This window comes from Methylobacterium sp. 4-46, from assembly GCF_000019365.1.
Lineage (GTDB): Bacteria > Pseudomonadota > Alphaproteobacteria > Rhizobiales > Beijerinckiaceae > Methylobacterium.
The window spans coordinates 5,501,965-5,522,741 of record NC_010511.1 but is presented as its reverse complement, the minus strand read 5'-3'; the positions used below and the strand labels follow the sequence as shown (position 1 = coordinate 5,522,741).

Below are 20,777 nucleotides of genomic sequence, written 5' to 3'. Positions count from 1 at the left end.
AGCGGCCCCCGGCCCCGACGGAAGCGGGAGGAATCCCGGCGCGGGCCGGGGCGGCCGCGCGGGCTGCCCGTCAGCCGAGGCAGGCCTCGATCGCGGCCCCGATCTCGAGCAGGCGCCGGTCGTGGCCGTGGCGGGCGAGCAGCATCAGCCCCGCCGGCAGGGCGCGGCCCGGCAGCGGCAGCGACAGCGCGGTGAGGTCGAACAGGTTGCCCACCATGGTGTTGCGCAGCATCAGGACGTTGGTGCGCGAGAAGGCCTCGTCGTCCTCGGCCACCGAGGCGATGGTCGGCGCCGGGATCGCGGTGGTGGGCAGGGCGACGGCGTCGAAGGGCAGCAGGCGCGCGTCGCAGGCCCGGATCAGCTCGGCCCGGGCGCGCATCATGCGCAGGTAGGCCGCCGCGCCGACCGGGCGCCCGCGCTCGATGCGCACCCGCACCCGCGGATCCATCCCGGCCCCCTCGCGATCGAGCCAGTCGGCATGGACCTCGTAGGCCTCGACCGAGGCGATGGGCGCCGCCGCGGTGGCGAGGGCGAAGCGCTCCAGCAGGTCGTCGATCGTCATGTCGGCGATGCGGGCGCCCGCCGCCGCGAGGCGGCCGAGCGCGGCCTCGACGTCGGCCGCCACGCCCGGATCCGTGTCGGTGAAGAGGAGGCCGCGGGGCACGCCGATGCGCAGGTCGGCGAGGGCGGGCGGGCGCAGCGGCGCCGGCTCCTCCCCGGCCATCACGGCGTCGGCCGCCGCGCAGGCCGCGACGCTGCGGGCGAGCGGCCCGATCGAGTCGAGGGAGGGGCTCAGCGGGAAGGCGCCCGCCAGGGGCACGCGCCGGGCGGTGGGCTTGAACCCGACGACCCCGTTGAGGGAGGCCGGGATCCGCACCGACCCGCCCGTGTCGGTGCCGATGGCGACGTCGCTGGTGCCGAGGGCCGCCGAGACCCCCGCTCCCGAGGAGGAGCCGCCCGGCAGCCGGGCCGGATCGGCGGCGTTGCCCGGGGTCCCGTAATGCGGGTTGAGGCCGAGCCCCGAGAAGGCGAATTCCGTCATGTTGGTCTTGCCGACGATCACGGCGCCCGCCCGGCGCAGCCGCGCCACGACCGGCGCGTCCGCGGCGGCGGGCGGGCTGGCGCGCCGGATGGCGGAGCCCGCCGTGGTCGGCTCGCCCGCGACATCGAACAGGTCCTTGATCGACACGATGGCGCCGTCGAGCGGCCCGAGGGAGAGCCCGGCCCGGCGCCGCGCATCGGCGGCGTCGGCCTCGGCGCGGGCCGCCCGGGCGGCGACGCGGGTGAAGACGTGGCGCCCCGCCTCCTCGCCGATGGCGGCGAGGCGGCGCTCGAGGTCGTCGCGCACGGGGGTCGGGCTCGCGGGGGTCGGGTTCACGGGACGGTCTCCGAGGGGCGAGAGGGCCAGAGGCGGTTCAGGAGCAGGATGCCCCCGTTCCAGGCGAGGGTCACGAGGAGCGCCAGCGTCAGGCCGAAGGCCGCCCCCAGGCGCTCCACCGTCAGGGCGAGGATCGTGAGGGCCGCCACGAAGCCGAGGAGTCCGGGCAGGCCGAGGACCAGCACGCCGGCGCTCGCCTCCCCGCCGAGGCGCGGATGCAGGATCAGCGCGAGGCTCACCATCACGACCGGGGCCAGCGCCAGCAGACCGGCGAGGCCCGGGCCCGCCACCCGGCCGGCCAGCAGCACGAGGCCGACGAGGCCCATGACGATCCCGGCCCGGATCGCCACGTCGCGGGGCCGTCCGGGCCGCCGCGGCACCGGCCGGGCGGGGCGGATCGCCCGCCCCGCCGCCATGCAGGCGAGGAGCGCCAGGGCGGCGAGGCCGGCCGCCGGGGCGAGGCCGGGCGCGAGCTGGCGCAGGGCCGTGGCGGCCGCGCCCCAGGCCAGGAGCCCCGCCCCGAGACTGAGGGCGAGCCCGCCGCGGCGGGCCAGGGCGGCGTAGACCACGATCAGGATCCCGGTCGCCGCGATGGCCGGCAGGCTGGCGACGGCGCTCGCGCGCAGGAAATCCGGCCCGTGCTCCAGGGCGAGGAACAGGTAGGCGGGCCCGGCCGAGAGCGGCAGCGTCGCGATCATCGCCGCCACGAGGGGCCCGGCGCGCTCGACCGCCCGGGCGGCGACCACCACCACGGCCGCGCTCGCCGCCATCTTGGCGGCGGTGGCGACGATCTCCGCCCCGGCGAGCATCCCCTGCCGCTCCCGCCGCCTCAGGACACGACCGGCAGCACCTCGACGTCGTAGGCGTGGCCGAGGCGCTTTCCGCGCACCGGATCCTCCAGTTCGATCTCGAAGCGCGAGGCCGGCCGGATGCCCCCGATGGCCGCGAGGGTGCCGCCGAACATCACGCTGCCGGGCGGCAGGTCCGGGCCGCCGGGCCGGCGTGCCAGGAGGTCGCTCGGGCGGCGCAGGCCGGCGAGCGCGCCTTCCTGGTAGAGCACCCGCGCGCCGTCGATCGTCGCGTAGGCCCGCAGCACCAGGGCGTCCCAGTGCGGCTCGACCTCGTCGAGGCGCCACAGGCCGGTGCCGATCGGCTTGCCGCAGAGCTGCTTCGAGAGGGCGATGCCGAGCGTCTCGGCCTTGCGGTCGGTGTGGTCGGAGCCGAGCCCGAGCCAGAGCCCGTCCGCCAGCGAGACCACCACCGGCTCGGCCTCGCCGGAGGTGTCGGGACCGAGCACGACGAGGCGCGCCGCCTGCGTGAGGGTCTGGGCCGCGACCCGGTAATAGACCGGCACCGCCGAGGGGCGCGGCACGCCGATCGCCGCCAGTTCCTCGATGTGGTGGCGGATCGCCGCCTCGTCGCTCCCGGCCCAGCCGGCGATCACCACGGATTCGGGCTCGATGGCGATCCGGTCCTCGCGCCCGCGGGCGCTGCGGTGGAAGGTCAGCATCGCGGGGTTCCTCATGGAATGGCCGGTTCGGGCGCGGATTCCTCCTGCCAGCGCGCGAAGCCGAAGACCAGGATGGCGGCCAGGAGTTCGAGGCCGGCCACGACGGTGAGCCCGCCGCTGGACGAGCCGGTGAGGGAGGTGGACAGGCCGATCATGGAGGGCGCGGCGAAGCCCGCGAGGTTGCCGATCGCGTTGATCGCCGCGATGGCGCCCGCCGCGGCGGTGCCGGAGAGGAAGGTCTGCGGCAGCGCCCAGAAGACCGGGAAGGCCGCCAGGATGCCGATCGCCGCGACCGTGAGGGCCGCCAGCGCGGGGACGGCCTGGCCGATCAGGGCGCCCGTCGCCGCGAGGCCCGCGGCGGCGACCAGGCTCGCGCCGGCGCAATGCAGGCGCCGCTCCCGGCGGCGGTCGGAATGCGCGCCGTTCCAGACCATCGCGGCCGTGCCGGCGACGAAGGGGATCGCCGAGAGGAGGCCGATGGCGATCGGGTCGCGCACGCCGATCTCCTTGATGATCGAGGGCGTCCAGAACGCGATGGTGGCGTTGCCGCTGACGATGCAGAAGTAGATCAGCGCGCAGAGCCAGACCCGGCCGTCGCGCAGGGCCGCCCCGAGATGCGCCTCCTTGCCGGCCGCGCGGCCCTCCGCCGCCACCGCCGCGCTCATGGCGGCGGCGACCGGCGCGGGAAGCCAGCGCGCGCTCTCGGGCCGGTCCGGCAGCCAGGCGAGCACCGCGAGCCCGGCGACGAGCGAGGGGATCCCCTCCAGGATGAACAGCCACTGCCAGTTGGCGAGGCCGCCGACGCCCCCCATCGTGCCCATGATCAGCCCGGCCACCGGCCCGCCGACGATCCCGGCCACCGCGAAGGAGGTCATGAACAGGCCGTTGATGCGCGAGCGCCGGGCGCTCGGGAACCAGTAGGTCAGGTAGAGGACCACGCCCGGGAAGAAGCCCGCCTCGAACACGCCGAGCAGGAAACGCACGGCGTAGAACGTCCACTCGTCGCGCACGAAGGCGAGGCCCATCGAGGCGAGCCCCCACAGGATGGTGATCCGCGCCAGCGTCCGGCGCGCGCCGATGCGCTCCAGGAGCAGGTTGCTCGGCACCTCGAACAGGAAGTAGCCGACGAAGAAGATCCCCGCCCCGAAGCCGTAGACCGCCTCGCTGAACCGCAGGTCGGTCAGCATCTGCAGCTTGGCGAAGCCCACATTCACCCGGTCGATCCAGGCCAGGATGAACAGGATCACCAGGAAGGGGATCAGCCGCAGGGTCGCCCCGCGGTAACCCTCCTCCAGCTCGGCCGCGCTCACCTCGTCTCCCCGCATCATCGCACTTCTCCCGCGCTCTTCTCCCCCCGCCCGGACGGGGCCGATCGGCGCTTGGCCTCGCAATTAGCATGCCTGTGAAATTTCACAAACCGTGCTATGGCGCGGCCGCGCTGCGGGAGCGGTGAGCGGATGAGAGCGGGCGATCCCCCCATTATCTCGGAGAACGAGCGGGCCTACCGGCGCCTGAAGGGCGACATCCTGGCCCTCCGGCTGAAGCCCGGCGAGGCGCTCAACGAGGCGGCCCTCTGCGCGGAATTCGGCATCGGACGCACGCCGGTGAACAAGGCGCTGCACCGGTTGATGCACGAGGGGCTGGTGCGGATCCTGCCCCGCAAGGGCGTCCTGGTGCAGCCGCTCTCGATGGACGAGTTCGCGCAGCTCGTCGAGGTGCGCCGGCTGACCGAGCCGGCCTGCGCGGCGCGGGCGGCCGAGCGGATCGGCGCGGCGGATCTGGCCCGGCTCGACGCGGTGCTGGCCGAGGCCCCGGCCGCGCCCTCGCCCGACCTCGACCCGATCATCGAGGCCGACCGGCGCTTCCACGCGGCGATCGCCGCGGCGAGCGGCAACCGCGTCCTGGCCGAGGTGCTGGACGGGCTGCACGGCCGATCGGTGCGCTTCTGGGCCCTGTCCCTCGGCACCGGCCAGCACCTCGCGGAGGTGGCGGTGGAGCACGCGGCGATCCGCGACGCCCTCGCCCGGCGCTCCCCGTCGGACGCCGCGGCGGCCATGACGGCGCATATCGAGTCCTTCGCCCGCACCCTCGCCGCGCGGCTCGGCTGAGGCCGGCTCCCCCTCCCGGGGGTGTAGCCGCGGGCGCGCGGCCGGGGCATAAGGGCGCCGCGGGGCGGCCCGGCCGGGCCGCGCCCATCACCGGATACCTGACCGCATCGTCCGCGCCGGATCCGGCGCGCCGCCGGGCGATGCCAGCGCGAGGCTCGCCCATGCCCGACCTGCCCTCCGGCCGATGCGCCCGACCGCGGCACCGGGGCGGAATGCGGTGGCGGGGCGGCGCATGACCGGGCCCGACGACCTCGCGGTCGAGATCCGCCTCCTCGATCCGCGGCTCTCCGGGTGGGGGTTCCCGCGCTGGGGCTCGGCGCAGGCGGCGGGGCTCGACCTGCACGCCTGCCTGGACGCGCCCCTGACGCTCGCCCCGCAGGCCGCCCCGGTCCTGGTGCCGGCCGGATTCGCGGTGGCGATCCGCGATCCCGGCTGGTGCGGCCTGGTCTGTCCCCGCTCGGGGCTCGGCCACCGGGAGGGGCTCGTCCTCGGCAACACGGTCGGGGTGATCGACGCCGATTACGAGGGGCCCCTGATGCTCTCGCTCTGGAACCGCAACCCGCCGGGCGCGTCCCGGCCGCTCACCATCGCGCCGGGGGAGCGCGTGGCGCAGCTCGTCTTCACCCGGGTGACCCGGCCGGCCCTGCGCCTCGTCGAGACCTTCTCGGGCGAGGCGGCGGCGCGGGGGGAGAGCGGGTTCGGCTCGACGGGGCGGCACTGAGGGCGCGATGGGGGAGGCCTCGACCAGCCCGCAGGAGCCCGCCGGCGCGGCCCCGCCGGCGCTGGCGCCCCCGCGCCTCGCGCTCGCGGTGGCGGCGGTGATCGACATCGCGCTCCACGCCCGGCCGCAGGCGGTCAGCGCCCGGGCCCTCGCGGCCCGCCACGGCCTGCCCCCGCGCCACCTCGAGACGGTGCTGCAGGCCCTGGTCCGGCACGGGCTGCTCAAGGGCCTGCGCGGCCCGCATGGCGGCTACGAACTCGCCCGCGAGCGCCGCCGCATCCGCGTCGGCGACATCGCCAGGGCGGTGCTGGCCCTCGGCGACGGCGAGGCGGGCAGGCCGGCGCCGGCGGCGGGGCTGATCGACCCGCTCCTCGCGGCGGCCGGGCAGGCCTTCCTCGCGACCCTCGACGCGGTGACGGTGGAGGAGCTCTGCCGACGGGCCGAGGCGGCCAGGATCTTCCCGGACCTGCCCAGCGGCAGCGATTTCGCCATCTGACCGCCAAAACATGCTTTAAAGATCGCTTCAGCAAACTCGGCGACATTTCGCTGATGCCGCCGCACCCGACGGCCCGGCACGGGATCCCAGACACGCCATGACTTCCGCCGCGGACCCCTCCGTCGTCATCGTCACGGCACGGCCGGATCCGGCGCAGCTCTCGCGCCTCTTCGCCCCCGCCTACGCCACCCTGGTCCTCGGCGAGGCCGAGGCCGCCCGCAGCGCCCTGGCGGATCAGGGCACCGACCTCGTGCTGATCGAGGACGGGCCCCGCCTCGACGCGATCGGCCTCGTGCGCGACCTGCGCCGCCTGCCGCACCTCGTGCGCACCTCCCTGATGGTGCTGGGCAGCGGCGAGCCGGGCGCGGCGCGGCGGCGCGCCCTCGAAGCGGGCGCCACCGACGTGGTGCTGCCGCCCCTCGACGGGTTCGACCTGCAGATCCGCGCCCGCAACCTCGTCGCCCTGTCCCGGGCCCAGGCGGGCGCCGCGGAGGCGGAGGACCTCGCCCGCGAGATGCGGCGGGTGCACGCGCAGAGCGCCCAGCGGGAGCGGGAGATCATCCACCGCCTGATGCTGGCGGCGGAGTACCGGGACGATCAGGCGGGCGGCCACCTCACCCGGGTGGCCGGCTGCGTCATCGCCATCGCGGACGGGCTCGGCCTCCCGGAGGAGGAGGCGAACGACATCGCGCTGGCCTCGACCATGCACGACATCGGCAAGATCGGGGTGGCGGACGCGATCCTGCGCAAGCCCGGGCCCCTGAGCGAGGCCGAGCGGGTCGAGATGATGGAGCACGCCCTGCGCGGCTACCGGATGCTGAGCGACAGCCCGTCCCGGCTCCTGCGCCTCGCCGCCGAGATCGCGCTGACCCACCACGAGCGCTGGGACGGGACCGGCTACCCGCGCGGCCTGAAAGGCGAGGCGATCCCGCTGCCGGGCCGCATCACCGCGGTGGCGGACGTGTTCGACGCGCTGATCTCGGACCGGGTCTACAAGCCGGGCTGGCCGCTCGACCGGGCCCGGTCCTTCCTGGAGGAGGAGGCGGGCCGGCATTTCGACCCGGCCTGCGTGCGGGCCTTCCTGTCGCGCTGGGACGAGGTGGTCGCCCTCGTGGAGGACCGGCCGGCGACGCGGGCGGCGTGACGGCCCGGCCCTTCGTTCCCGGACCCCGAGGGGGCCCGGACGGGGCGCGGGCTGCGCCAAATCCGCATTGCGACGCAATCCGTCGGATCACGAGCCGGCGCGGCGCTTGAGCGAAGCCGAAATCCGCATTGCGACGCAATCCGTCGGATTTCGGATCACAGCGTCTCCAGCATCCGCTGCATCAGCCGCCGCCGCGGCGCGATGGAGGAGATCAGGCCGTACTCCCACAGCGTGTGGGCGCCGTCCCCGTCGATGCCGAGGCCGTCGAGGGTCGGCACGCCGAGCGCCGCCGTGAAGTTCCCGTCCGAGCCGCCGCCCGTCAGCGGCACCTCGCCGAGGGCGAGGCCGAGCTCCTGCTCGGCGATGGCGCGCGCCTGCGCGAAGAGCCGGCCGGTCAGGTCCGAGCGCGGATAGGGCGGGCGGTTCATGCCGCCGGTCACCGTCACGGTGAAGTCGGGCGCGGCCTGCAGGCCGCGGAGGCGCGCCACGCAGGCCCGCCCGTCCTCCTCCGTCACCACCCGCAGGTCCGCGGTGAAGCGGCAATGCTGCGGCACCACGTTCTCGGCGGTGCCGCCCTGGACCAGCCCGACCGTGGTGGTGATGCCGCGCGCGTAGTCGGTCAGGGCCTCGATCTCCAGGATCAGCCGGGCGGCCTCGCGGATCGCGTTGCGCCCCTCCGCGTGGCGGCTACCGGCATGGGCGGGGCGCCCCTCCACGTGGATGTCGAAGCGCCCGACGCCCTTGCGGCCCGTGACCACCCGGCCGCCGTCCCGGCCGGGCTCGGTCACCAGCACCGCCTCGGCCCGCCGCCCCAGATCCTCGATCAGCCCGCGGGTCGTCGGCGAGCCGATCTCCTCGTCGCTCGTGAACAGGAAGACGAGGGGCCGCCGGGCCTGCCCGCCCTTCGCCGCGGCGATGAAGCCCTGCAGGCAGAGCCACGCCCCGCCCTTCATGTCGTACACGCCCGGCCCGTAGAGCCGGTCGCCCTCGACCCGCACCGGCAGCTCCGCCAGGGTGCCGACCGGATGGACCGTGTCGAGGTGCGACAGGACCAGGAGGGCGGGCTCCCCGGTCCGCGGCCCGGCCCGCAGGATCAGGCTGTCGCCGAGGCCCTGCGTGCCGCCGATCCGCTCCCACGGGATGCCGGTCGCCTCGGCCTCGTCGGCGACGAGGTCCATCATCCGGTTGACCCCGGCCGCGTGGTGGGTCGGGCTCTCGACCGAGAGCCAGCGGCTGATCGCGGCGACGGCCTCCTCGGGCGACGGGGCGGCGGATTCGGGGGACATCGGGGGCTCCTCGGGGACGAAAGCCTGCCCATCCCCCGCCGCCCGGCCCGCCGCAAGGGGCGATGTGGCGCAGGCCGGCCCCGGCCCGGTGCGGATCAGGGGAGCTCCCGCACCACCCGGAACCCGTTGGCGTAGTAGCGGATGTCGTGGTCGTAGCGGAAGCGCGAGCCCGAGCGCAGGAGCGCCGAGCGGGCCGTGAAGGAGCCGCCGCGCAGGACGCGCAGGTCGCACTGGCCCGTGCGCCACGCCGCGCCGTCGGTCGGCGCCCCCCGGTAGCTCATGTTCCAGCAATCCTCGACCCACTCGGCGGCGTTGCCGGCGGTGTCGAACAGCCCGAAGGCGTTGGGGCGGTACGAGCCCACCGCGACGGTGCGGTGGGACGGAGCCTGGCTGCAATCCTCGCAATTCGCCCGCCCGCTGCCCGCCGCCGGCCCCCACCAGAACGGCGAGGTCGCGCCCGCGCGGGCCGCGTATTCCCACTCCGCCTCGCTCGGCAGGCGGTAGGTCCGGCGCGTCTGCGCGGACAGCCAGCGCAGGTAGCCCTGCACGTCGTCGTAGCTCACGTCGATGACCGGTCGGTCGCCGCGCCCGAAGCCGTGGTCGTCGATGTCGCCCTTGCAGCCGCCCGCGGCCACGCAGGCATCCCACTGCGCGAAGGTCACCTCGTGCCGGCCGATCGCGAAGGGGCGCCGGATCGTCACCCGGTGGGCGGGCTTCTCGTACTCCGCGTCCCCGCCCATCACGAAGTCGCCCGCCGGCACCACGACGAGTTCCGGGCAGGTCGGGCAGTCGCGGAAGGTCTCGCCCGGCCTCGGCCCCTCGCCCGCCGCGCGCTCGGAGGCCGGGGGCGGGGAGGGCGCCTCGGCCACCGGCGGCGGGCCGGCGGGCGGCGGGCGAGGCGCCGCGCCCGGCGTCGCGAAGAAGACGTCGTCGAGGAGGGAGGAGGAGACCCAGGGCACGCGCCGCGCCCCGGTCGCCCGCGCCACCGCCATCCGGGTGCGCGCGAAGCCCTGCTCGGCGCTCACGCCCGGGGCCGCGATCTGGCGCAGGAGCTCGCGCACGAACAGGCCGCCGTCGTCGGCCTCCTCCGGCGGCTTGTCGAGGGCGGCGCTGAAGATCGCCAGCGTGCCGTCGCGCATGTCGAGGGCCGCCAAGCCCTCGGGCGGGCGCCGGAACGTCTCCTCGAACGGGTTGCGCCGGGCCGCGTCCACGATGACGATCCGGGTCGCCGCCCCGCGGCGGGTGAACTCGGCGAGGATCGAGTCGAGGTCGAGCCCCTCCTGGCGCACCTGAACCTCGGAGCGCACGCTGGCCCCGACCGGGATCAGGAAATTCTGCTGGCCCGAGCGGATCGCGTAGCCGTTGTAGAAGAACACCACCACGGAGCTGCGCCCGATCCGGGCCGCGACCTCGGCGACGCGCTGCTGCATCTGCGCCTTGGTGAGATTCTCCCCGGCCTCCACCACGAAGCCGAGCCGGTCCAGCTCCTCCGCGACGAGGCGGGCGGAGCGGTTGGTCCCGAGGGGATCGCCCCCGCCCGAATAGGCCGAGTTGCTGATGACGAGAGCGATGCGCGGGCTCGCTTCGAGGACCACCGCGCGGCCCTGCGCCGCCGCCGGTCCCGGCCCGAGGACGAGGCACAGGAGGAGGACGAGGCTCCTCGCCGCCGCAAGCGCCGCACCGGCCGGTCCGGTCCGTCCCATGCTCGACTCGCACACCCAGGTCATCGCGCGACCCGCAGCACAGCCAACAACGAATCGCTCCGGCGTGGTAGGGAAAAACTGTGATTGCGGCATTTTGCCGCTTATCAAAGCACATCTCGACTGAACGAGGAGCAGTAAAAAGAGGCACTGTGCTTTGCGTGGGACCGATTATTGGGTGACATTTCGGCGTCGTGGCTGACCCGGAGGAGAGGGCGATGCGACTCACCAGGCTATTGCCGGCACTGCTGTTGTTCCTGCCGCACCCCGGCATCGCCCAGGAGGCGCCGCGGGGCGGACCCTCCCCGGCGCCGGCCGGCGCGAGCGTCTACTTCGTCGACGTCAAGGACGGGAGCGTGCTGCCGACCCGGACCACGATCCATTTCGGCCTGCACGGCATGGGCGTGGCGCCGGCGGGCGTGCCGCGGGAGAATGCCGGCCACCACCACCTGCTGGTCGATACCGACCTGCCGAACCTCTCCGAGCCGATCCCCAACGACTTCAACCACCTGCATTTCGGCGCGGGTCAGACCGAGGCCGAGCTGAACCTGCCTCCGGGCGAGCACACGCTGCAGCTCCTGCTCGGCGACCACAAGCACATCGCGCATTCGCCCCCGATCATGTCGGAGAAGATCCGGGTGGTGGTGCGGGAGGGCGGCGCCGGCGGCGTCGCGGCCGGGCCGAGACCGCCGGGGCAGCGCCGGGCCTCGGCCAAGGGCGCCAAGGTCTACATCGCGAGCCCGGTGAACGGCGCCACGGTGCCGCGCACCGTCCTGGTCCGGTTCGGTCTCATCAACATGGGCGTGGCGCCGGCCGGGATCGTCAAGGCCAATACGGGCCACCACCACCTGCTCATCGACACGCCGCTGCCGCCCTTCGACCGGCCGATTCCCAACGATTTCAACCACCTGCATTTCGGCGCGGGCCAGACCGAGGCGCGCGTGACGCTGCCGCTCGGCCGCCACACCCTGCAGTTGCTGCTCGCCGACGAGGACCACGTCCCGCACGATCCGCCGATCTATTCCAAGCCGATCCGCGTCCTCGTCACCGCCTCGGGCCGGCCGCCCCGGGCGCGGGCGCCGCGGCGGGGCCGCTACGGCTGAGGCGCCCCGGGTGCGGTCCATCACATCCGCCCGGGCCGGGGGATGGAATGGTCCGCATCAGCGACAGAGGAGGCGTCCATGACCCTCACCATCCTGGACCCCCGCACGGGGACGACGGTGAAGATGTGGTTTCCCGACAAGCCGGTCGAGCCGCAGCCGGCCCCGGCGCGGATCATCCCGCATCCCGGCCGGCGGCGGGCTTGAGCGCCCGCCGCCCGGGGCGGGCTTGAGCGCCCGCCGCCGGCCGGAGCGGGCTTGAGCACGTCACAGTTGATTGCGTTCATGGCCGCAACCGGCGCATGCTGGGTCGCGGTATCGGGGCGGGGAACCGTCCATCGGGCCGGGCCCGTCCCGGAGAAGCGGGGGAGCGCGTCGCGCGGGAGCGCCGCGAGGAGGCGAGGATGTTGCGGTGGAGACTGGGACCGCTCCTGATCCTGGCGGCATGCCTCCTGACCGGGACGGGGGCCTCGGCGGCCGACCGGCGCGTCGCCCTGGTGATCGGGAACTCCGCCTACCGCTCCGTGCCGGTGCTCGCCAATCCGGGCCGCGACGCCTCGGCCATGGCGGAGATGCTGCGCCGGGCGGGCTTCGAGTCGGTCGACCTGAGGCAGGATCTCGGCACGGTCGAGCTGAAACGCACCGTGCGGGAATTCATGCAGACTAGCCGCGACGCGGACGTTGCGGTGGTGTTCTTCGCCGGCCACGGCATCGAGGTCGCGGGGGTCAACTACCTGATCCCGACCGATGCCCGCCTGCGGACCGATTTCGACGTCGAGGACGAGGGTTTGTCGCTGGAGCGGGTGATCCGCGCGATCGAGCCGGCGCGGCGCCTGCGCCTCGTCATCCTGGATGCCTGCCGCAACAACCCGTTCAACGTCGGCATGCAGCGGATGGTGAGCATCCGGGGCGTGGCGAACGGCCTCGCCAAGGTGGACCCGCTGATCAGCGACACCCTCGTGGCCTTCGCGGCCAAGGCCGGGTCGGTCGCCGACGACGGCGGCGGCGACCACAGCCCCTTCACGACGGCGATGCTCAAGCACCTCGCGGCGCCGGGCCTCGACGTGCGGGTCGCCTTCGGGCGGGTCCGCGACGAGGTTCTGCGCCTCACCGGCGGCAAGCAGGAGCCCTTCGTCTACGGCTCCCTCGGGGGCGCCACCATGGCGCTGGTGCCGGACGTCAGGGCCGCCGACCCGGAGGGCGACCCCAAGGAGATGCGGCGCGACTACGAATTCGCCGAGCGCGTCGGCACGCGGGAGGCGTGGTCCTCCTTCCTGGCCGCGCATCCGGCCGGCTTCTACGCGGATCTGGCCCGCGCCCAGGTGGCCAAGCTCACGGGCAGCCCGGCCGCGCCGCCGGCCGGCGAGCCAGCCCGCCGGCCGCTCCCGCAGACGCGGCCGGTCGGCACCGACCCGGCGACCGCCGCCGTCGCGCCCGGCCCCGCCGCTTCCCCGCCCGGCGCCGAGCACAACGGGGCCTGCCAGCGCGAGGCCCAGACCCTCGCCCGCCTGCGCGCGACCCGCGCGCCGGAGGCAGTGCTGCGCTTCGAGCGCGAATTCACCTGCGAGGCGCTGCGCCCGCAGCTCGCCCGGCTGATCGAGGCGGTGCGTCCGCCCGCACCGCCTTCCGTTCTGCCCGACCCGATCCCGCCGATCCCCGGCGAGCCGCTGACGACGAGCACGGCGCGGGCGACCCCGGGCGCCTGCGAGCGCGAGGCCCAGATCCTCGCCCAGCTGCGCAACAGCCGCGACGTGCCGGCGATCGACCGCTTCGCGCGCGACCTCAGCTGCCAGGAGCTGCGCCCGCAGCTGCAGCGCCTGCGCGAGAGCGTGGGCGAGGAGTGATCCGGGATCCGCTTGATCGACGCGGATCCCGGATCACGCGCCTGCGCGGCGCCTGAGCGCGGCGCCTGAGCGAAGCCGACATCCGCATGGCCGAAATCGGAGATGGCGAAGCCATCAACCGGATCACGAGCCCGCGCGGCGCCTGAGCGAAGCCGACATCCGCATGGCCGAAATGGGAGATGGCGAAGCCATCAACCGGATGTCGGATGACGCCCGGGCCGCGGCCGCCGCGCGGCGGGCGTCGCCTCACCCCCGCGCTCCGAGGGCCCGCTCCAATTCGTCCTTCGACATCCGCGACCGGCCCGGGATGTTGCGGGCGCGGGCGGCCCGCAGCAGGGCGGCCTTGGTCGTGCCCTTGCCCGAATCGCGCTTCGCCGACGCGGTCTCGCGGGCCGAGGCCGTCTTGCGGGCCGAGGCCGTCTTGCGCGCCGCGGCTGCCTTGCGCGCCGCGGCTGTCTTGCGCCCCGAGGCTGTCTTGGCGGCGATGTCGGCGGGCTGGCGCGAATGCTGCTTGCCCTTGGCGGTGTCGGCCCGCTTCTTGGCGGAGGTGCGGGCGTACTCGCCCCGGCTGAGGCGCGCCCGGGCCGCCTTCGGCAGGTACCGCTCCCCGGTCTCGCCGCTCTTGGCGCCCGAGCGCGTGCCCCACTCCTCCTCGGTCCACTGGGTCAGGTGGTTGTCGGGAGATTTCGCGCCCACGTAGCCGCCGCCCGCCTCCTTGTAGTCGTGGACGGCGGCCTGCGCCTTGCGCGCCGACCATTGCCCGGGCTTGCCGCCCTTGTTCGAGCGCGTGACCTTCGCCTTCACCCGCTCCCACAGCTTGGGATCCGTTCGCTTCGCCGTGCCGGCCATGATCTGCCTCGCGTGCAATCGTCTTGGACACGGCAACCGGGCCTCGGCCCGCCCGGTTCCTCCCCGGCGGGGGAGGGGGCGGAACGGCGCGGCGTCGCGCCCCGTCGACGGGTCGACGTCACGCCCCCCGTTGACGCGCGCCCCGTTGATACGCGCCCCGTTGACTTGGCGGGCTCCTGACCCCATCCCACATCGCGTCCCGGCGTCCGATCGCGACGCCGCGCGGAGCCTGCCATGAGCCGCACAGCCACGAACCGCCCCAGCGTCTTCATTGACGGCGAGGCCGGCACGACCGGCCTGGGCATCCGCGAGCGCCTGGAGCCCTCGCACGAGATCACTCTGCGCTCGCTCCCGCCCGCGCAGCGCAAGGACCCGGACGCCAAGCGCGCCCTCCTCGCCGAGGTCGACCTCGTGGTCCTGTGCCTGCCCGACGACGCCGCCAAGGAGACGGTGGCGATGGCGGACGCGTTGCCGGGCGGCGGCCCGCGCATCCTGGACGCCAGCACCGCGCACCGGGTCGCCCCCGGCTGGACCTACGGCTTCGCCGAACTCGCGCCCGAGCAGCGCGCGGCCCTGCGGGCCTCCCGGCGCGTCGCCAATCCGGGCTGCTACCCGACCGGGGCGATCGCGCTCCTGCGCCCCCTCGTCGATGCGGGGCTGATCCCGGCCGATCACCCGATCAGCATCAACGCGGTGAGCGGCTACAGCGGCGGCGGCCGCAAGATGATCGGGGCCTACGAGGACGGCACCGCCCCGGCCTTCGAATTGTACGGCCTCGGCTTCGCCCACAAGCACCTGCCCGAGACGCAGGCCTACAGCCGCCTGACCCGGCGCCCGATCTTCGTGCCCTCGGTCGGCAATTTCCGGCAGGGCATGCTGGTGTCGATCCCGCTCCACCTCGACGCGCTGCCGGGCCGGCCGCACCCGGGCGACCTCGAACAGGCCCTGGCGGCGCGCTACGCGGGCGAGGAGCTGGTGCGGGTGGTCACCGGCGCGGAGGAGGGGGCGCATCGCGAGCGGCTGGAGCCGGAGGCGCTCAACGGCACCGACGGTCTGGAGCTGCGCGTGTTCGGCTCGGACGCGCACGGCCAGGCGGTGCTGGTCGCGCGGCTCGACAATCTCGGCAAGGGCGCGTCCGGCGCCGCGGTGCAGAACCTGCGCCTGATGCTGGATCTCGCCTGAGGCGGGCGATGTCGGAGAGCCGCCCGCCCCTGCCGCCCTTCACGGCGGAGACCGCTTCCCGCAAGGCCCGCGCCGCGGAGGATGCCTGGAACCACCGGGACCCGGTGCGGGTCTCGCTCGCCTACACGCCCGACAGCCGCTGGCGCAACCGCGCGGAGTTCTTCTCCGGGCGGGAGGCCATCGTCGAGTTCCTGACCCGGAAATGGGCACGCGAGCTCGATTACCGGCTGATCAAGGAGGTCTGGGCCTTCCACGAGAACCGCATCGCCGTGCGCTTCGCCTACGAGTGGCACGACGATTCGGGCCACTGGTTCCGCTCCCACGGCAACGAGCAGTGGGAGTTCGACGCGAACGGCCTGATGCGGCGGCGCGAGGCCTCGATCAACGACGTGCCGCTGCGCGAGCAGGACCGCAAGTTCCACTGGCCGCTCGGACCCCGGCCGGAGGATCATCCCGGTCTCGGCGATCTCGGCCTCTGAGGCCCGCGCCGTCCGGCCGATCAGCCGGAGGTGACGGGCGCCGGGAACTCGGGCAGTTCGGCGATCAGCGAGGCGGGCCACTCGGCCCGGGACGAGGCGGCGCGCCGCCGCCGGCTCTGCGCGAGCGCCGGCGGGACCTCGCGCAGCGCCTGCTCCGACCGCCCGAGCGCCTGGGCCGAGCGCAGCAGGCAGACGATGTCCAGGTTCCAGGTCGCCACCGTGCGCGCCAGCCGGACCTGGGTGGCGGCGCGGCTCGCGTCGAGGGCGCTCAGGGCTTCGTGGATCGCTGACATGAAACGTGGTCTCGGTAACGGGGTCCCGGCGGACTCGGCCGAGGCGAAGCTAGGGCGCCGCCGCGCCGCCGTCCAAGCTCTCCCCCGCGCGAGCCTCCGCTCGCGCGAGCCTCCGCTCGTGCGAGCCTCCGCCCGCGCGGGCCCCGCCTTGCGTCGGCCGCGCTCCCTGCCATGTTCGGGCGCATGACGACCATTCACGACTTCGCGCCGCGCGGCGCCGACGGGACCCCGCATCCCCTCGCCCAGCACCGCGGCAAGGTGCTCCTCATCGTCAACACGGCGTCGAAATGCGGCTTCACCCCGCAATACGAGGGGCTGGAGGCGCTCTGGCGCCGGTACGGGCCCGAGGGGCTGGTGGTGCTCGGCGTGCCCTGCAACCAGTTCGGCGCGCAGGAGCCCGGCGACGCCGACGAGATCGCGCGCTTCTGCCGCCTCACCTACGACGTGACCTTCCCGGTCCTCGCGAAGGTCGAGGTGAACGGGCCCGGGGTCGACCCCCTCTTCGACTTCCTCAAGCGGGCGCGGCCGGGCCTGCTCGGGACCCGGGCGATCAAGTGGAACTTCACCAAGTTCCTGGTCGGCCGCGACGGCCGGGTCATCGGCCGCTACCCGCCCCTCGCCCGCCCCGCCGCCCTGGAGGCCGCCATCGCGGCGGCCCTGGCCGAGCCGGAGCCGGTCCCGGCCTGACGCGACCGTCCCCCGGTCGCGCTCGACCCCGACCTGGCGGCGCGGGGCGACGCGGCGCGCTGTCCTGAAGCGCTGTCCTGTATCGGTGGCCGCATCGGTCGCGCTTGCTCCCTGCCTTGCGGACGCTCTGACGCTGGGGATCAATCCGCCGTGCGGCGAAACATCCCGGTCAATACATTCCATGTCTCAGATCAGGACGCACTTTCCTGGTCGCATCGACTTTTAATCCCTGCCTCCATGTGCGCGATCGCACGCCGCGTTGCGCTGCAACATCCTATATCGGGAGTGTCGAACGAGGCGAGATCTACGGAAGATCTCGCCGAGGAACAAGGAGAGTGAGACTGAGATGAAGACCCGTATCGCCGCCGCCGTGTCCGCCCTCGTTCTCGGCCTCGCGCCGGTCCCGTCCGCCATGGCCTTCGGCCCGGGGGCGCCGTTCCAGCCCTCCCACCCGCGCGACGTCGGCACGACGGGCTCGATCGGCGGCTGGGCGCCCCTCGGCGCGCATGACGGGCCGCTCTTCGACCGCTGCGACAATCCCGCGGCCGAGGGCAACGCGCGGCAGCAGAACCGGCCGGTGAAGCAGTACGGCCAGGTCTCCGGCGGGCCGCGGTGCTGATCCGGGCCCCGCGATGCTTCTGAGAGCCTTCTCTTACGGCATGATCGGCGTGCTCGTCGCCGCGCTCGCCATGACGGCGCGCGGCTCCCTGGACGCCCTGGCCGGCCTGTGACGACCTGACCGGCACGGCCGCCCCGCGCGGGGCGGCCGTGCCTCGTTCTTGCCTGTCGACTCACCCGCAACAAGAATTTTCCCCGCCTCACCGCTGACGAGGAAGATATCTTCCGAAATCTCGAAAAATGCGAAATTGACCGAGGTAATTCGGGCTGTAATCTCTCGTTCCTGAACTCCACCCGACCGCGAGTCTGCCGCCCGGGATCTGCGGCAGGCGGCGCGCGTCGTCAGGAAGGACAGCGATGAGCGCACAGACCGACGTCCTCTGGTTCCTCCCGACCCACGGCGACGGCCGCTACCTCGGCGCGAGCGAGGGCGCCCGGCACGTCTCCCTCGCCTATCTGCGCCAGATTGCGCAGGCGGCGGACGACCTCGGCTATTTCGGGGTCCTGCTGCCGACCGGGCGGTCCTGCGAGGATTCCTGGATCGTCGCCTCGGCGCTGGCGCCGCTGACGCGCCGGCTGCGCTTCCTCGTGGCGGTGCGGCCGGGCCTGCAGGAGCCGTCGGCGGCGGCGCGCATGGCCGCGACCCTCGACCGGATCTCCGAGGGCCGCCTGCTCATCAACGTGGTGACGGGCGGCGACCCGGTGGAGCTGCGCGGCGACGGCGTCTTCCTCGACCACGACGCGCGCTACGCGGTCACGGACGAGTTCCTGCACATCTGGCGCCGCCTGATGGCGGGCGAGACCGTCACCTACGCGGGCCGGCACCTGCGCACCGAGGAGGGGCGGCTGATCTTCGGGCCGGTGCAGCAGCCCTCGCCGCCGCTCTATTTCGGCGGCTCGTCGGAGGCCGGCATCGCGGTCGCGGCCGAGCATTGCGAGGTCTACCTGACCTGGGGCGAGCCCCCCGCCCAGGTGGCCGAGAAGATCGCCCGGGCGCGCGCCGCCGCCGCCGCCAAGGGGAAGACCTTCTCGTTCGGGATCCGGCTGCACGTGATCGTGCGCGAGACCGAGGGCGCGGCCTGGGAGGCCGCCGAATCCCTGATCTCGCGCCTCGACGACGCCACCATCGCGCGGGCGCAGGAGACCCTGAAGCGCCAGGATTCCGTCGGGCAGAGCCGCATGATGGCGCTGCACCGGGGCGACCGCCGCAACCTCGTCGTCGCGCCGAACCTGTGGGCCGGGGTGGGGCTGGTGCGCGGGGGCGCCGGCACCGCCCTGGTGGGCTCGGCCGACCAGGTCGCCGACCGCATGAAGGAGTACATCGACCTCGGCATCGACCGCTTCATCCTCTCGGGCTACCCGCACCTGGAGGAGGCCTACCGCTTCGCCGAACTCGTCTTCCCGAAACTCCCCCTGCGCGACACGACCGGGACCGCGCCGCGGCGGGCCCGCAACGACGGGCCCTTCGGCGAGGTGATCGCCAACGACATTGTGCCGACGCCGGGCGCCGGGGCGGCGCCGGGCATCGGGGCGACGCGGAGCGTCGCCGAGGCGCGGCGCGTCGGGGCGCGTTGAGGGCCGCGTCGCGGCTCAGCCCTCGGGCGCCGCATCCAGGGGCCGCCAGCAGACCGGCGGGTCGTCCTCCGGCAGGGGCCCGCCGTCGCGGCGCCGCCACGCCATGGCGCGGCGGGAGAAGGCCTCGTCCTCCGTCACCACGACCTCCGGCTCGGCGAGCCGTCCCTCGACCACCGCGCCGCTGCGCAGCTGCAGGCCCACCGGCTCCCCGTCGAAGGGCGGCTCCATGAAGACCGGCCGGCCAATCCTCCGCCACGCGTAATCGTCGCTCATGCCCTGCCTCCCTGCCCTGCCTCCCGCCCGGGACGCCGCCGCAGGATCGGCCCGGGACGGGGTCAGCGCAAGAAGTCCCCGAAGGCCCGCGGCCCGTCCGAGGTCCTCACCTGCCCGGTCACCCGCAGGCTGTCGGTGTCGATCACGCTGACGGTGTTCGATTCCCAGTTCGCGACGTAGACCCGCCGCCCGTCGCGGCTCGCCGCGATGCCCTCGGGATACTCGCCGACCTCGATCCGCGGGCCGGGCGTGAGCCCGGCGAGGTCGAAGGTGCTGACCGTCCCGCCGTACTGGTCGGTCACGAAGGCGCGGCCGCCGGTCAGCGCGACCGCGTAGGGCCGCTCGCCGACCGGGACCCGGGCGATCTCCCGCCGCGCCGCCAGGTCGATCACCGAGACGTCGTTCGAGCCGACATTGGCCGTGTAGGCCCGCTGCCCGTCCGGGTCGAGGGTCACGCCGAAGGGCCGCGTGCCCACCTTCACCACCGCGACCCGCCGGCGGGTCGCGGCGTCCACCACCGAGACCGCGTCGTCGTCCCGGTCGGTGACCAGGATCAGGCGCCCGTCCCGGGTCGCCGCGATGCCGGACGGCGAGGTGCCCACCGCGATCTCGCCGGTGACCGCGAGCGTGCCGGGATCGACCGCCCAGAGCCGCTTGGCGTACCAGTCGGCCACGTAGACCTCCCCGCTCGCCGGGTTGACCCCGACGCCGAGGGGCCCGCCCCCGAGGGCGACCGTGCCGGCGACGCGCCGGGCCGCGAGGTCGATCACCACCAGCGCCTTGCCCTCCGGCGCGGTCACGTAGGCCCGCGCCCGGTCCGGCGAGAGCGCCACGCCGGCCGGCGCGCCCGGCACCGGCAGCGTCGCCGCGACCCGGCCGGCCGCGAGGTCGACGATGTCGACCGCGTTCGCGTTCTGGGCCGTGACCACCGCCTCCTCGGCGCCCGCCGGGGCGAGCAGGCCGGCGCCGAGGAGGAGCCCCGCGAGCAGGGCCCTCACGAACCGCTCTTCTCGACCTTCGCCTTCAGGCCCTGAAGCCCGGCCTTGTAGAGGTCGCTCACCGCCTTCACGGCCGCCTCGTCGCTCAGCTCGGGCGGCGGGTCGTTGTTCATGAAGCCGCGGTAGAACGCACCGTCCCAGCTCACGCTCGACTTGCCGCCCTCGGCGGGCTCGACCTTGATCGTCGAGGAGTAGTTATTGACCGGCAGAACCTTCACGTCGACCTTGTTGATCCGGTACGACAGGCTCATCTGCTCGGCGTTGTACTTGTAGAGCTCTTCCTCGACGGTGGCGCCGCCCTTGAGCGTGAGGGTGCGGGTGGCCTTGACCTCGTTGCCGCCCTTGCCCTCGGTCTTCTCGACCGGGGGCAGCCAGCTCATGTCCTGGAAGTTGCCGACCACGGCCCAGACCTTGGCGGGCGGCGCGTCGATGGTGATCTTCTCCTCGACCTTCTTGCGGGTCGGGCCGTGCGCCTCGGCGGCGAGGGGCGACAGCGCGACGAGCGCCGCGACGGCGCTCCCGATCAACAGCTTCAT

Annotated in this window: 23 protein-coding genes; 12 read left to right on the top strand and 11 right to left on the bottom strand. The window is 74.3% G+C overall.

Features of this window, described 5'->3' with window-relative positions; all coding sequences use genetic code 11:
• Positions 1-70: 70 nt before the first annotated feature.
• Genes M446_RS24250 through M446_RS24235 form a run of 4 tightly spaced genes read right to left on the bottom strand, consistent with a single transcriptional unit; the run spans position 71 to position 4,216 of the window.
• Positions 71-1,378, bottom strand: coding sequence for an amidase (locus M446_RS24250; protein ID WP_012334755.1), 1,308 nt, complete (start codon positions 1,376-1,378; stop codon positions 71-73).
• Positions 1,375-2,187: a hypothetical protein gene (locus M446_RS24245; protein ID WP_012334754.1), complete on the bottom strand. Its 813-nt coding sequence runs from the start codon at positions 2,185-2,187 to the stop codon at positions 1,375-1,377. Before M446_RS24245 ends, M446_RS24250 begins: the two co-directional genes overlap by 4 nt.
• Positions 2,188-2,207: 20 nt before the next feature.
• Complete coding sequence (locus M446_RS24240) at positions 2,208-2,888, bottom strand: DUF2848 domain-containing protein (RefSeq protein ID WP_012334753.1); 681 nt, start codon at positions 2,886-2,888, stop codon at positions 2,208-2,210.
• Between the two features lie 11 nt (positions 2,889-2,899).
• Entirely contained in the window at positions 2,900-4,216 is a 1,317-nt protein-coding gene (locus M446_RS24235) for an MFS transporter (RefSeq protein ID WP_012334752.1), read from the bottom strand.
• Between the two features lie 129 nt (positions 4,217-4,345).
• On the opposite strand from M446_RS24235, the gene M446_RS24230 reads away from it, so the two are divergent.
• From M446_RS24230 to M446_RS24215, 4 genes are all read left to right on the top strand, one after another.
• The gene (locus tag M446_RS24230; protein ID WP_012334751.1) at positions 4,346-4,996 is read left to right on the top strand and encodes a GntR family transcriptional regulator; all 651 of its coding nucleotides are present in this window, start codon (positions 4,346-4,348) and stop codon (positions 4,994-4,996) included.
• Between the two features lie 232 nt (positions 4,997-5,228).
• Positions 5,229-5,717, top strand: coding sequence for a dUTP diphosphatase (dut, locus tag M446_RS24225; RefSeq protein WP_012334750.1), 489 nt, complete (start codon positions 5,229-5,231; stop codon positions 5,715-5,717).
• A gap of 7 nt (positions 5,718-5,724) precedes the next feature.
• Complete coding sequence (locus M446_RS24220; RefSeq protein ID WP_012334749.1) at positions 5,725-6,213, top strand: RrF2 family transcriptional regulator; 489 nt, start codon at positions 5,725-5,727, stop codon at positions 6,211-6,213.
• A gap of 97 nt (positions 6,214-6,310) precedes the next feature.
• Positions 6,311-7,357 carry an HD-GYP domain-containing protein gene (locus tag M446_RS24215; RefSeq protein WP_012334748.1) on the top strand — a complete coding sequence of 349 codons (1,047 nt, stop codon included), beginning with the start codon at positions 6,311-6,313 and terminating at the stop codon, positions 7,355-7,357.
• A 155-nt stretch (positions 7,358-7,512) separates the two neighbouring features.
• Here M446_RS24215 and M446_RS24210 read toward each other — a convergent pair whose 3' ends face one another.
• Together M446_RS24210 and M446_RS24205 are read right to left on the bottom strand one after the other, a co-directional pair.
• Positions 7,513-8,643, bottom strand: a complete 1,131-nt coding sequence (locus M446_RS24210) for a M20 family metallopeptidase (protein ID WP_012334747.1) — start codon at positions 8,641-8,643, stop codon at positions 7,513-7,515.
• A gap of 95 nt (positions 8,644-8,738) precedes the next feature.
• Positions 8,739-10,346, bottom strand: coding sequence for an SUMF1/EgtB/PvdO family nonheme iron enzyme (locus M446_RS24205; protein ID WP_012334746.1), 1,608 nt, complete (start codon positions 10,344-10,346; stop codon positions 8,739-8,741).
• Between the two features lie 215 nt (positions 10,347-10,561).
• Here M446_RS24205 and M446_RS24200 point away from each other — a divergent pair, with 215 nt between their 5' ends.
• From M446_RS24200 to M446_RS24195, 3 genes are all read left to right on the top strand, one after another.
• Complete coding sequence (locus tag M446_RS24200) at positions 10,562-11,446, top strand: DUF4399 domain-containing protein (protein ID WP_012334745.1); 885 nt, start codon at positions 10,562-10,564, stop codon at positions 11,444-11,446.
• A 78-nt stretch (positions 11,447-11,524) separates the two neighbouring features.
• A complete protein-coding gene (locus M446_RS39120; protein ID WP_018260989.1) occupies positions 11,525-11,650 on the top strand; it encodes a hypothetical protein in 126 nt (41 codons plus the stop codon).
• A 197-nt stretch (positions 11,651-11,847) separates the two neighbouring features.
• Complete coding sequence (locus tag M446_RS24195) at positions 11,848-13,287, top strand: caspase family protein (RefSeq protein ID WP_012334744.1); 1,440 nt, start codon at positions 11,848-11,850, stop codon at positions 13,285-13,287.
• 246 nt (positions 13,288-13,533) lie between these two features.
• Here M446_RS24195 and M446_RS24190 read toward each other — a convergent pair whose 3' ends face one another.
• Complete coding sequence (locus tag M446_RS24190) at positions 13,534-14,136, bottom strand: hypothetical protein (RefSeq protein WP_012334743.1); 603 nt, start codon at positions 14,134-14,136, stop codon at positions 13,534-13,536.
• Between the two features lie 234 nt (positions 14,137-14,370).
• Here M446_RS24190 and argC point away from each other — a divergent pair, with 234 nt between their 5' ends.
• Both argC and M446_RS24180 read left to right on the top strand, forming a co-directional pair.
• Positions 14,371-15,318 (top strand): N-acetyl-gamma-glutamyl-phosphate reductase, encoded by a 948-nt coding sequence (gene argC / locus M446_RS24185; protein ID WP_012334742.1) that lies wholly within the window; start codon positions 14,371-14,373, stop codon positions 15,316-15,318.
• Between the two features lie 8 nt (positions 15,319-15,326).
• A complete protein-coding gene (locus M446_RS24180) occupies positions 15,327-15,797 on the top strand; it encodes a DUF1348 family protein (protein WP_012334741.1) in 471 nt (156 codons plus the stop codon).
• Between the two features lie 20 nt (positions 15,798-15,817).
• On the opposite strand, the gene M446_RS24175 is transcribed toward M446_RS24180, so the two are convergent.
• Positions 15,818-16,090 (bottom strand): hypothetical protein, encoded by a 273-nt coding sequence (locus M446_RS24175; RefSeq protein ID WP_012334740.1) that lies wholly within the window; start codon positions 16,088-16,090, stop codon positions 15,818-15,820.
• Positions 16,091-16,273: 183 nt separating this feature from the next.
• Between M446_RS24175 and M446_RS24170 the strand changes: the two genes are divergently transcribed.
• The 3 genes from M446_RS24170 to ssuD all read left to right on the top strand — a co-directional run bounded on the left by M446_RS24170 (position 16,274) and on the right by ssuD (position 18,970).
• Positions 16,274-16,777 (top strand): glutathione peroxidase, encoded by a 504-nt coding sequence (locus tag M446_RS24170; protein WP_210161165.1) that lies wholly within the window; start codon positions 16,274-16,276, stop codon positions 16,775-16,777.
• A 346-nt stretch (positions 16,778-17,123) separates the two neighbouring features.
• The gene (locus M446_RS24165) at positions 17,124-17,396 is read left to right on the top strand and encodes a hypothetical protein (protein ID WP_012334738.1); all 273 of its coding nucleotides are present in this window, start codon (positions 17,124-17,126) and stop codon (positions 17,394-17,396) included.
• A 356-nt stretch (positions 17,397-17,752) separates the two neighbouring features.
• A complete protein-coding gene (gene ssuD / locus M446_RS24160) occupies positions 17,753-18,970 on the top strand; it encodes an FMNH2-dependent alkanesulfonate monooxygenase (RefSeq protein WP_012334736.1) in 1,218 nt (405 codons plus the stop codon).
• Positions 18,971-18,985: 15 nt separating this feature from the next.
• On the opposite strand, the gene M446_RS24155 is transcribed toward ssuD, so the two are convergent.
• The 3 genes from M446_RS24155 to M446_RS24145 all read right to left on the bottom strand — a co-directional run bounded on the left by M446_RS24155 (position 18,986) and on the right by M446_RS24145 (position 20,777).
• Positions 18,986-19,243: a hypothetical protein gene (locus M446_RS24155; protein WP_012334735.1), complete on the bottom strand. Its 258-nt coding sequence runs from the start codon at positions 19,241-19,243 to the stop codon at positions 18,986-18,988.
• A 62-nt stretch (positions 19,244-19,305) separates the two neighbouring features.
• Positions 19,306-20,241, bottom strand: coding sequence for a YncE family protein (locus M446_RS24150; RefSeq protein ID WP_012334734.1), 936 nt, complete (start codon positions 20,239-20,241; stop codon positions 19,306-19,308).
• Positions 20,238-20,777: an SRPBCC family protein gene (locus tag M446_RS24145; RefSeq protein WP_012334733.1), complete on the bottom strand. Its 540-nt coding sequence runs from the start codon at positions 20,775-20,777 to the stop codon at positions 20,238-20,240. Before M446_RS24145 ends, M446_RS24150 begins: the two co-directional genes overlap by 4 nt.

What these genes read in the sequence shown, in the direction of transcription:
- M446_RS24175 (WP_012334740.1), bottom strand. Translation starts at nt 16,090, where the DNA reads ATGTCAGCGATCCACGAAGCCCTGAGCGCCCTCGACGCGAGCCGCGCC.
- M446_RS24145 (WP_012334733.1), bottom strand. Translation starts at nt 20,777, where the DNA reads ATGAAGCTGTTGATCGGGAGCGCCGTCGCGGCGCTCGTCGCGCTGTCG.
- M446_RS24200 (WP_012334745.1), top strand. Translation starts at nt 10,562, where the DNA reads ATGCGACTCACCAGGCTATTGCCGGCACTGCTGTTGTTCCTGCCGCAC.
- M446_RS24235 (WP_012334752.1), bottom strand. Translation starts at nt 4,216, where the DNA reads ATGATGCGGGGAGACGAGGTGAGCGCGGCCGAGCTGGAGGAGGGTTAC.
- argC (WP_012334742.1), top strand. Translation starts at nt 14,371, where the DNA reads ATGAGCCGCACAGCCACGAACCGCCCCAGCGTCTTCATTGACGGCGAG.
- M446_RS24210 (WP_012334747.1), bottom strand. Translation starts at nt 8,643, where the DNA reads ATGTCCCCCGAATCCGCCGCCCCGTCGCCCGAGGAGGCCGTCGCCGCG.
- M446_RS24205 (WP_012334746.1), bottom strand. Translation starts at nt 10,346, where the DNA reads ATGGGACGGACCGGACCGGCCGGTGCGGCGCTTGCGGCGGCGAGGAGC.
- M446_RS24155 (WP_012334735.1), bottom strand. Translation starts at nt 19,243, where the DNA reads ATGAGCGACGATTACGCGTGGCGGAGGATTGGCCGGCCGGTCTTCATG.
- M446_RS24190 (WP_012334743.1), bottom strand. Translation starts at nt 14,136, where the DNA reads ATGGCCGGCACGGCGAAGCGAACGGATCCCAAGCTGTGGGAGCGGGTG.
- M446_RS24195 (WP_012334744.1), top strand. Translation starts at nt 11,848, where the DNA reads ATGTTGCGGTGGAGACTGGGACCGCTCCTGATCCTGGCGGCATGCCTC.
- M446_RS24230 (WP_012334751.1), top strand. Translation starts at nt 4,346, where the DNA reads ATGAGAGCGGGCGATCCCCCCATTATCTCGGAGAACGAGCGGGCCTAC.
- M446_RS24220 (WP_012334749.1), top strand. Translation starts at nt 5,725, where the DNA reads ATGGGGGAGGCCTCGACCAGCCCGCAGGAGCCCGCCGGCGCGGCCCCG.
- M446_RS24170 (WP_210161165.1), top strand. Translation starts at nt 16,274, where the DNA reads ATGACGACCATTCACGACTTCGCGCCGCGCGGCGCCGACGGGACCCCG.
- M446_RS24215 (WP_012334748.1), top strand. Translation starts at nt 6,311, where the DNA reads ATGACTTCCGCCGCGGACCCCTCCGTCGTCATCGTCACGGCACGGCCG.
- M446_RS24180 (WP_012334741.1), top strand. Translation starts at nt 15,327, where the DNA reads ATGTCGGAGAGCCGCCCGCCCCTGCCGCCCTTCACGGCGGAGACCGCT.
- M446_RS24240 (WP_012334753.1), bottom strand. Translation starts at nt 2,888, where the DNA reads ATGCTGACCTTCCACCGCAGCGCCCGCGGGCGCGAGGACCGGATCGCC.
- dut (WP_012334750.1), top strand. Translation starts at nt 5,229, where the DNA reads ATGACCGGGCCCGACGACCTCGCGGTCGAGATCCGCCTCCTCGATCCG.
- ssuD (WP_012334736.1), top strand. Translation starts at nt 17,753, where the DNA reads ATGAGCGCACAGACCGACGTCCTCTGGTTCCTCCCGACCCACGGCGAC.
- M446_RS39120 (WP_018260989.1), top strand. Translation starts at nt 11,525, where the DNA reads ATGACCCTCACCATCCTGGACCCCCGCACGGGGACGACGGTGAAGATG.
- M446_RS24165 (WP_012334738.1), top strand. Translation starts at nt 17,124, where the DNA reads ATGAAGACCCGTATCGCCGCCGCCGTGTCCGCCCTCGTTCTCGGCCTC.
- M446_RS24245 (WP_012334754.1), bottom strand. Translation starts at nt 2,187, where the DNA reads ATGCTCGCCGGGGCGGAGATCGTCGCCACCGCCGCCAAGATGGCGGCG.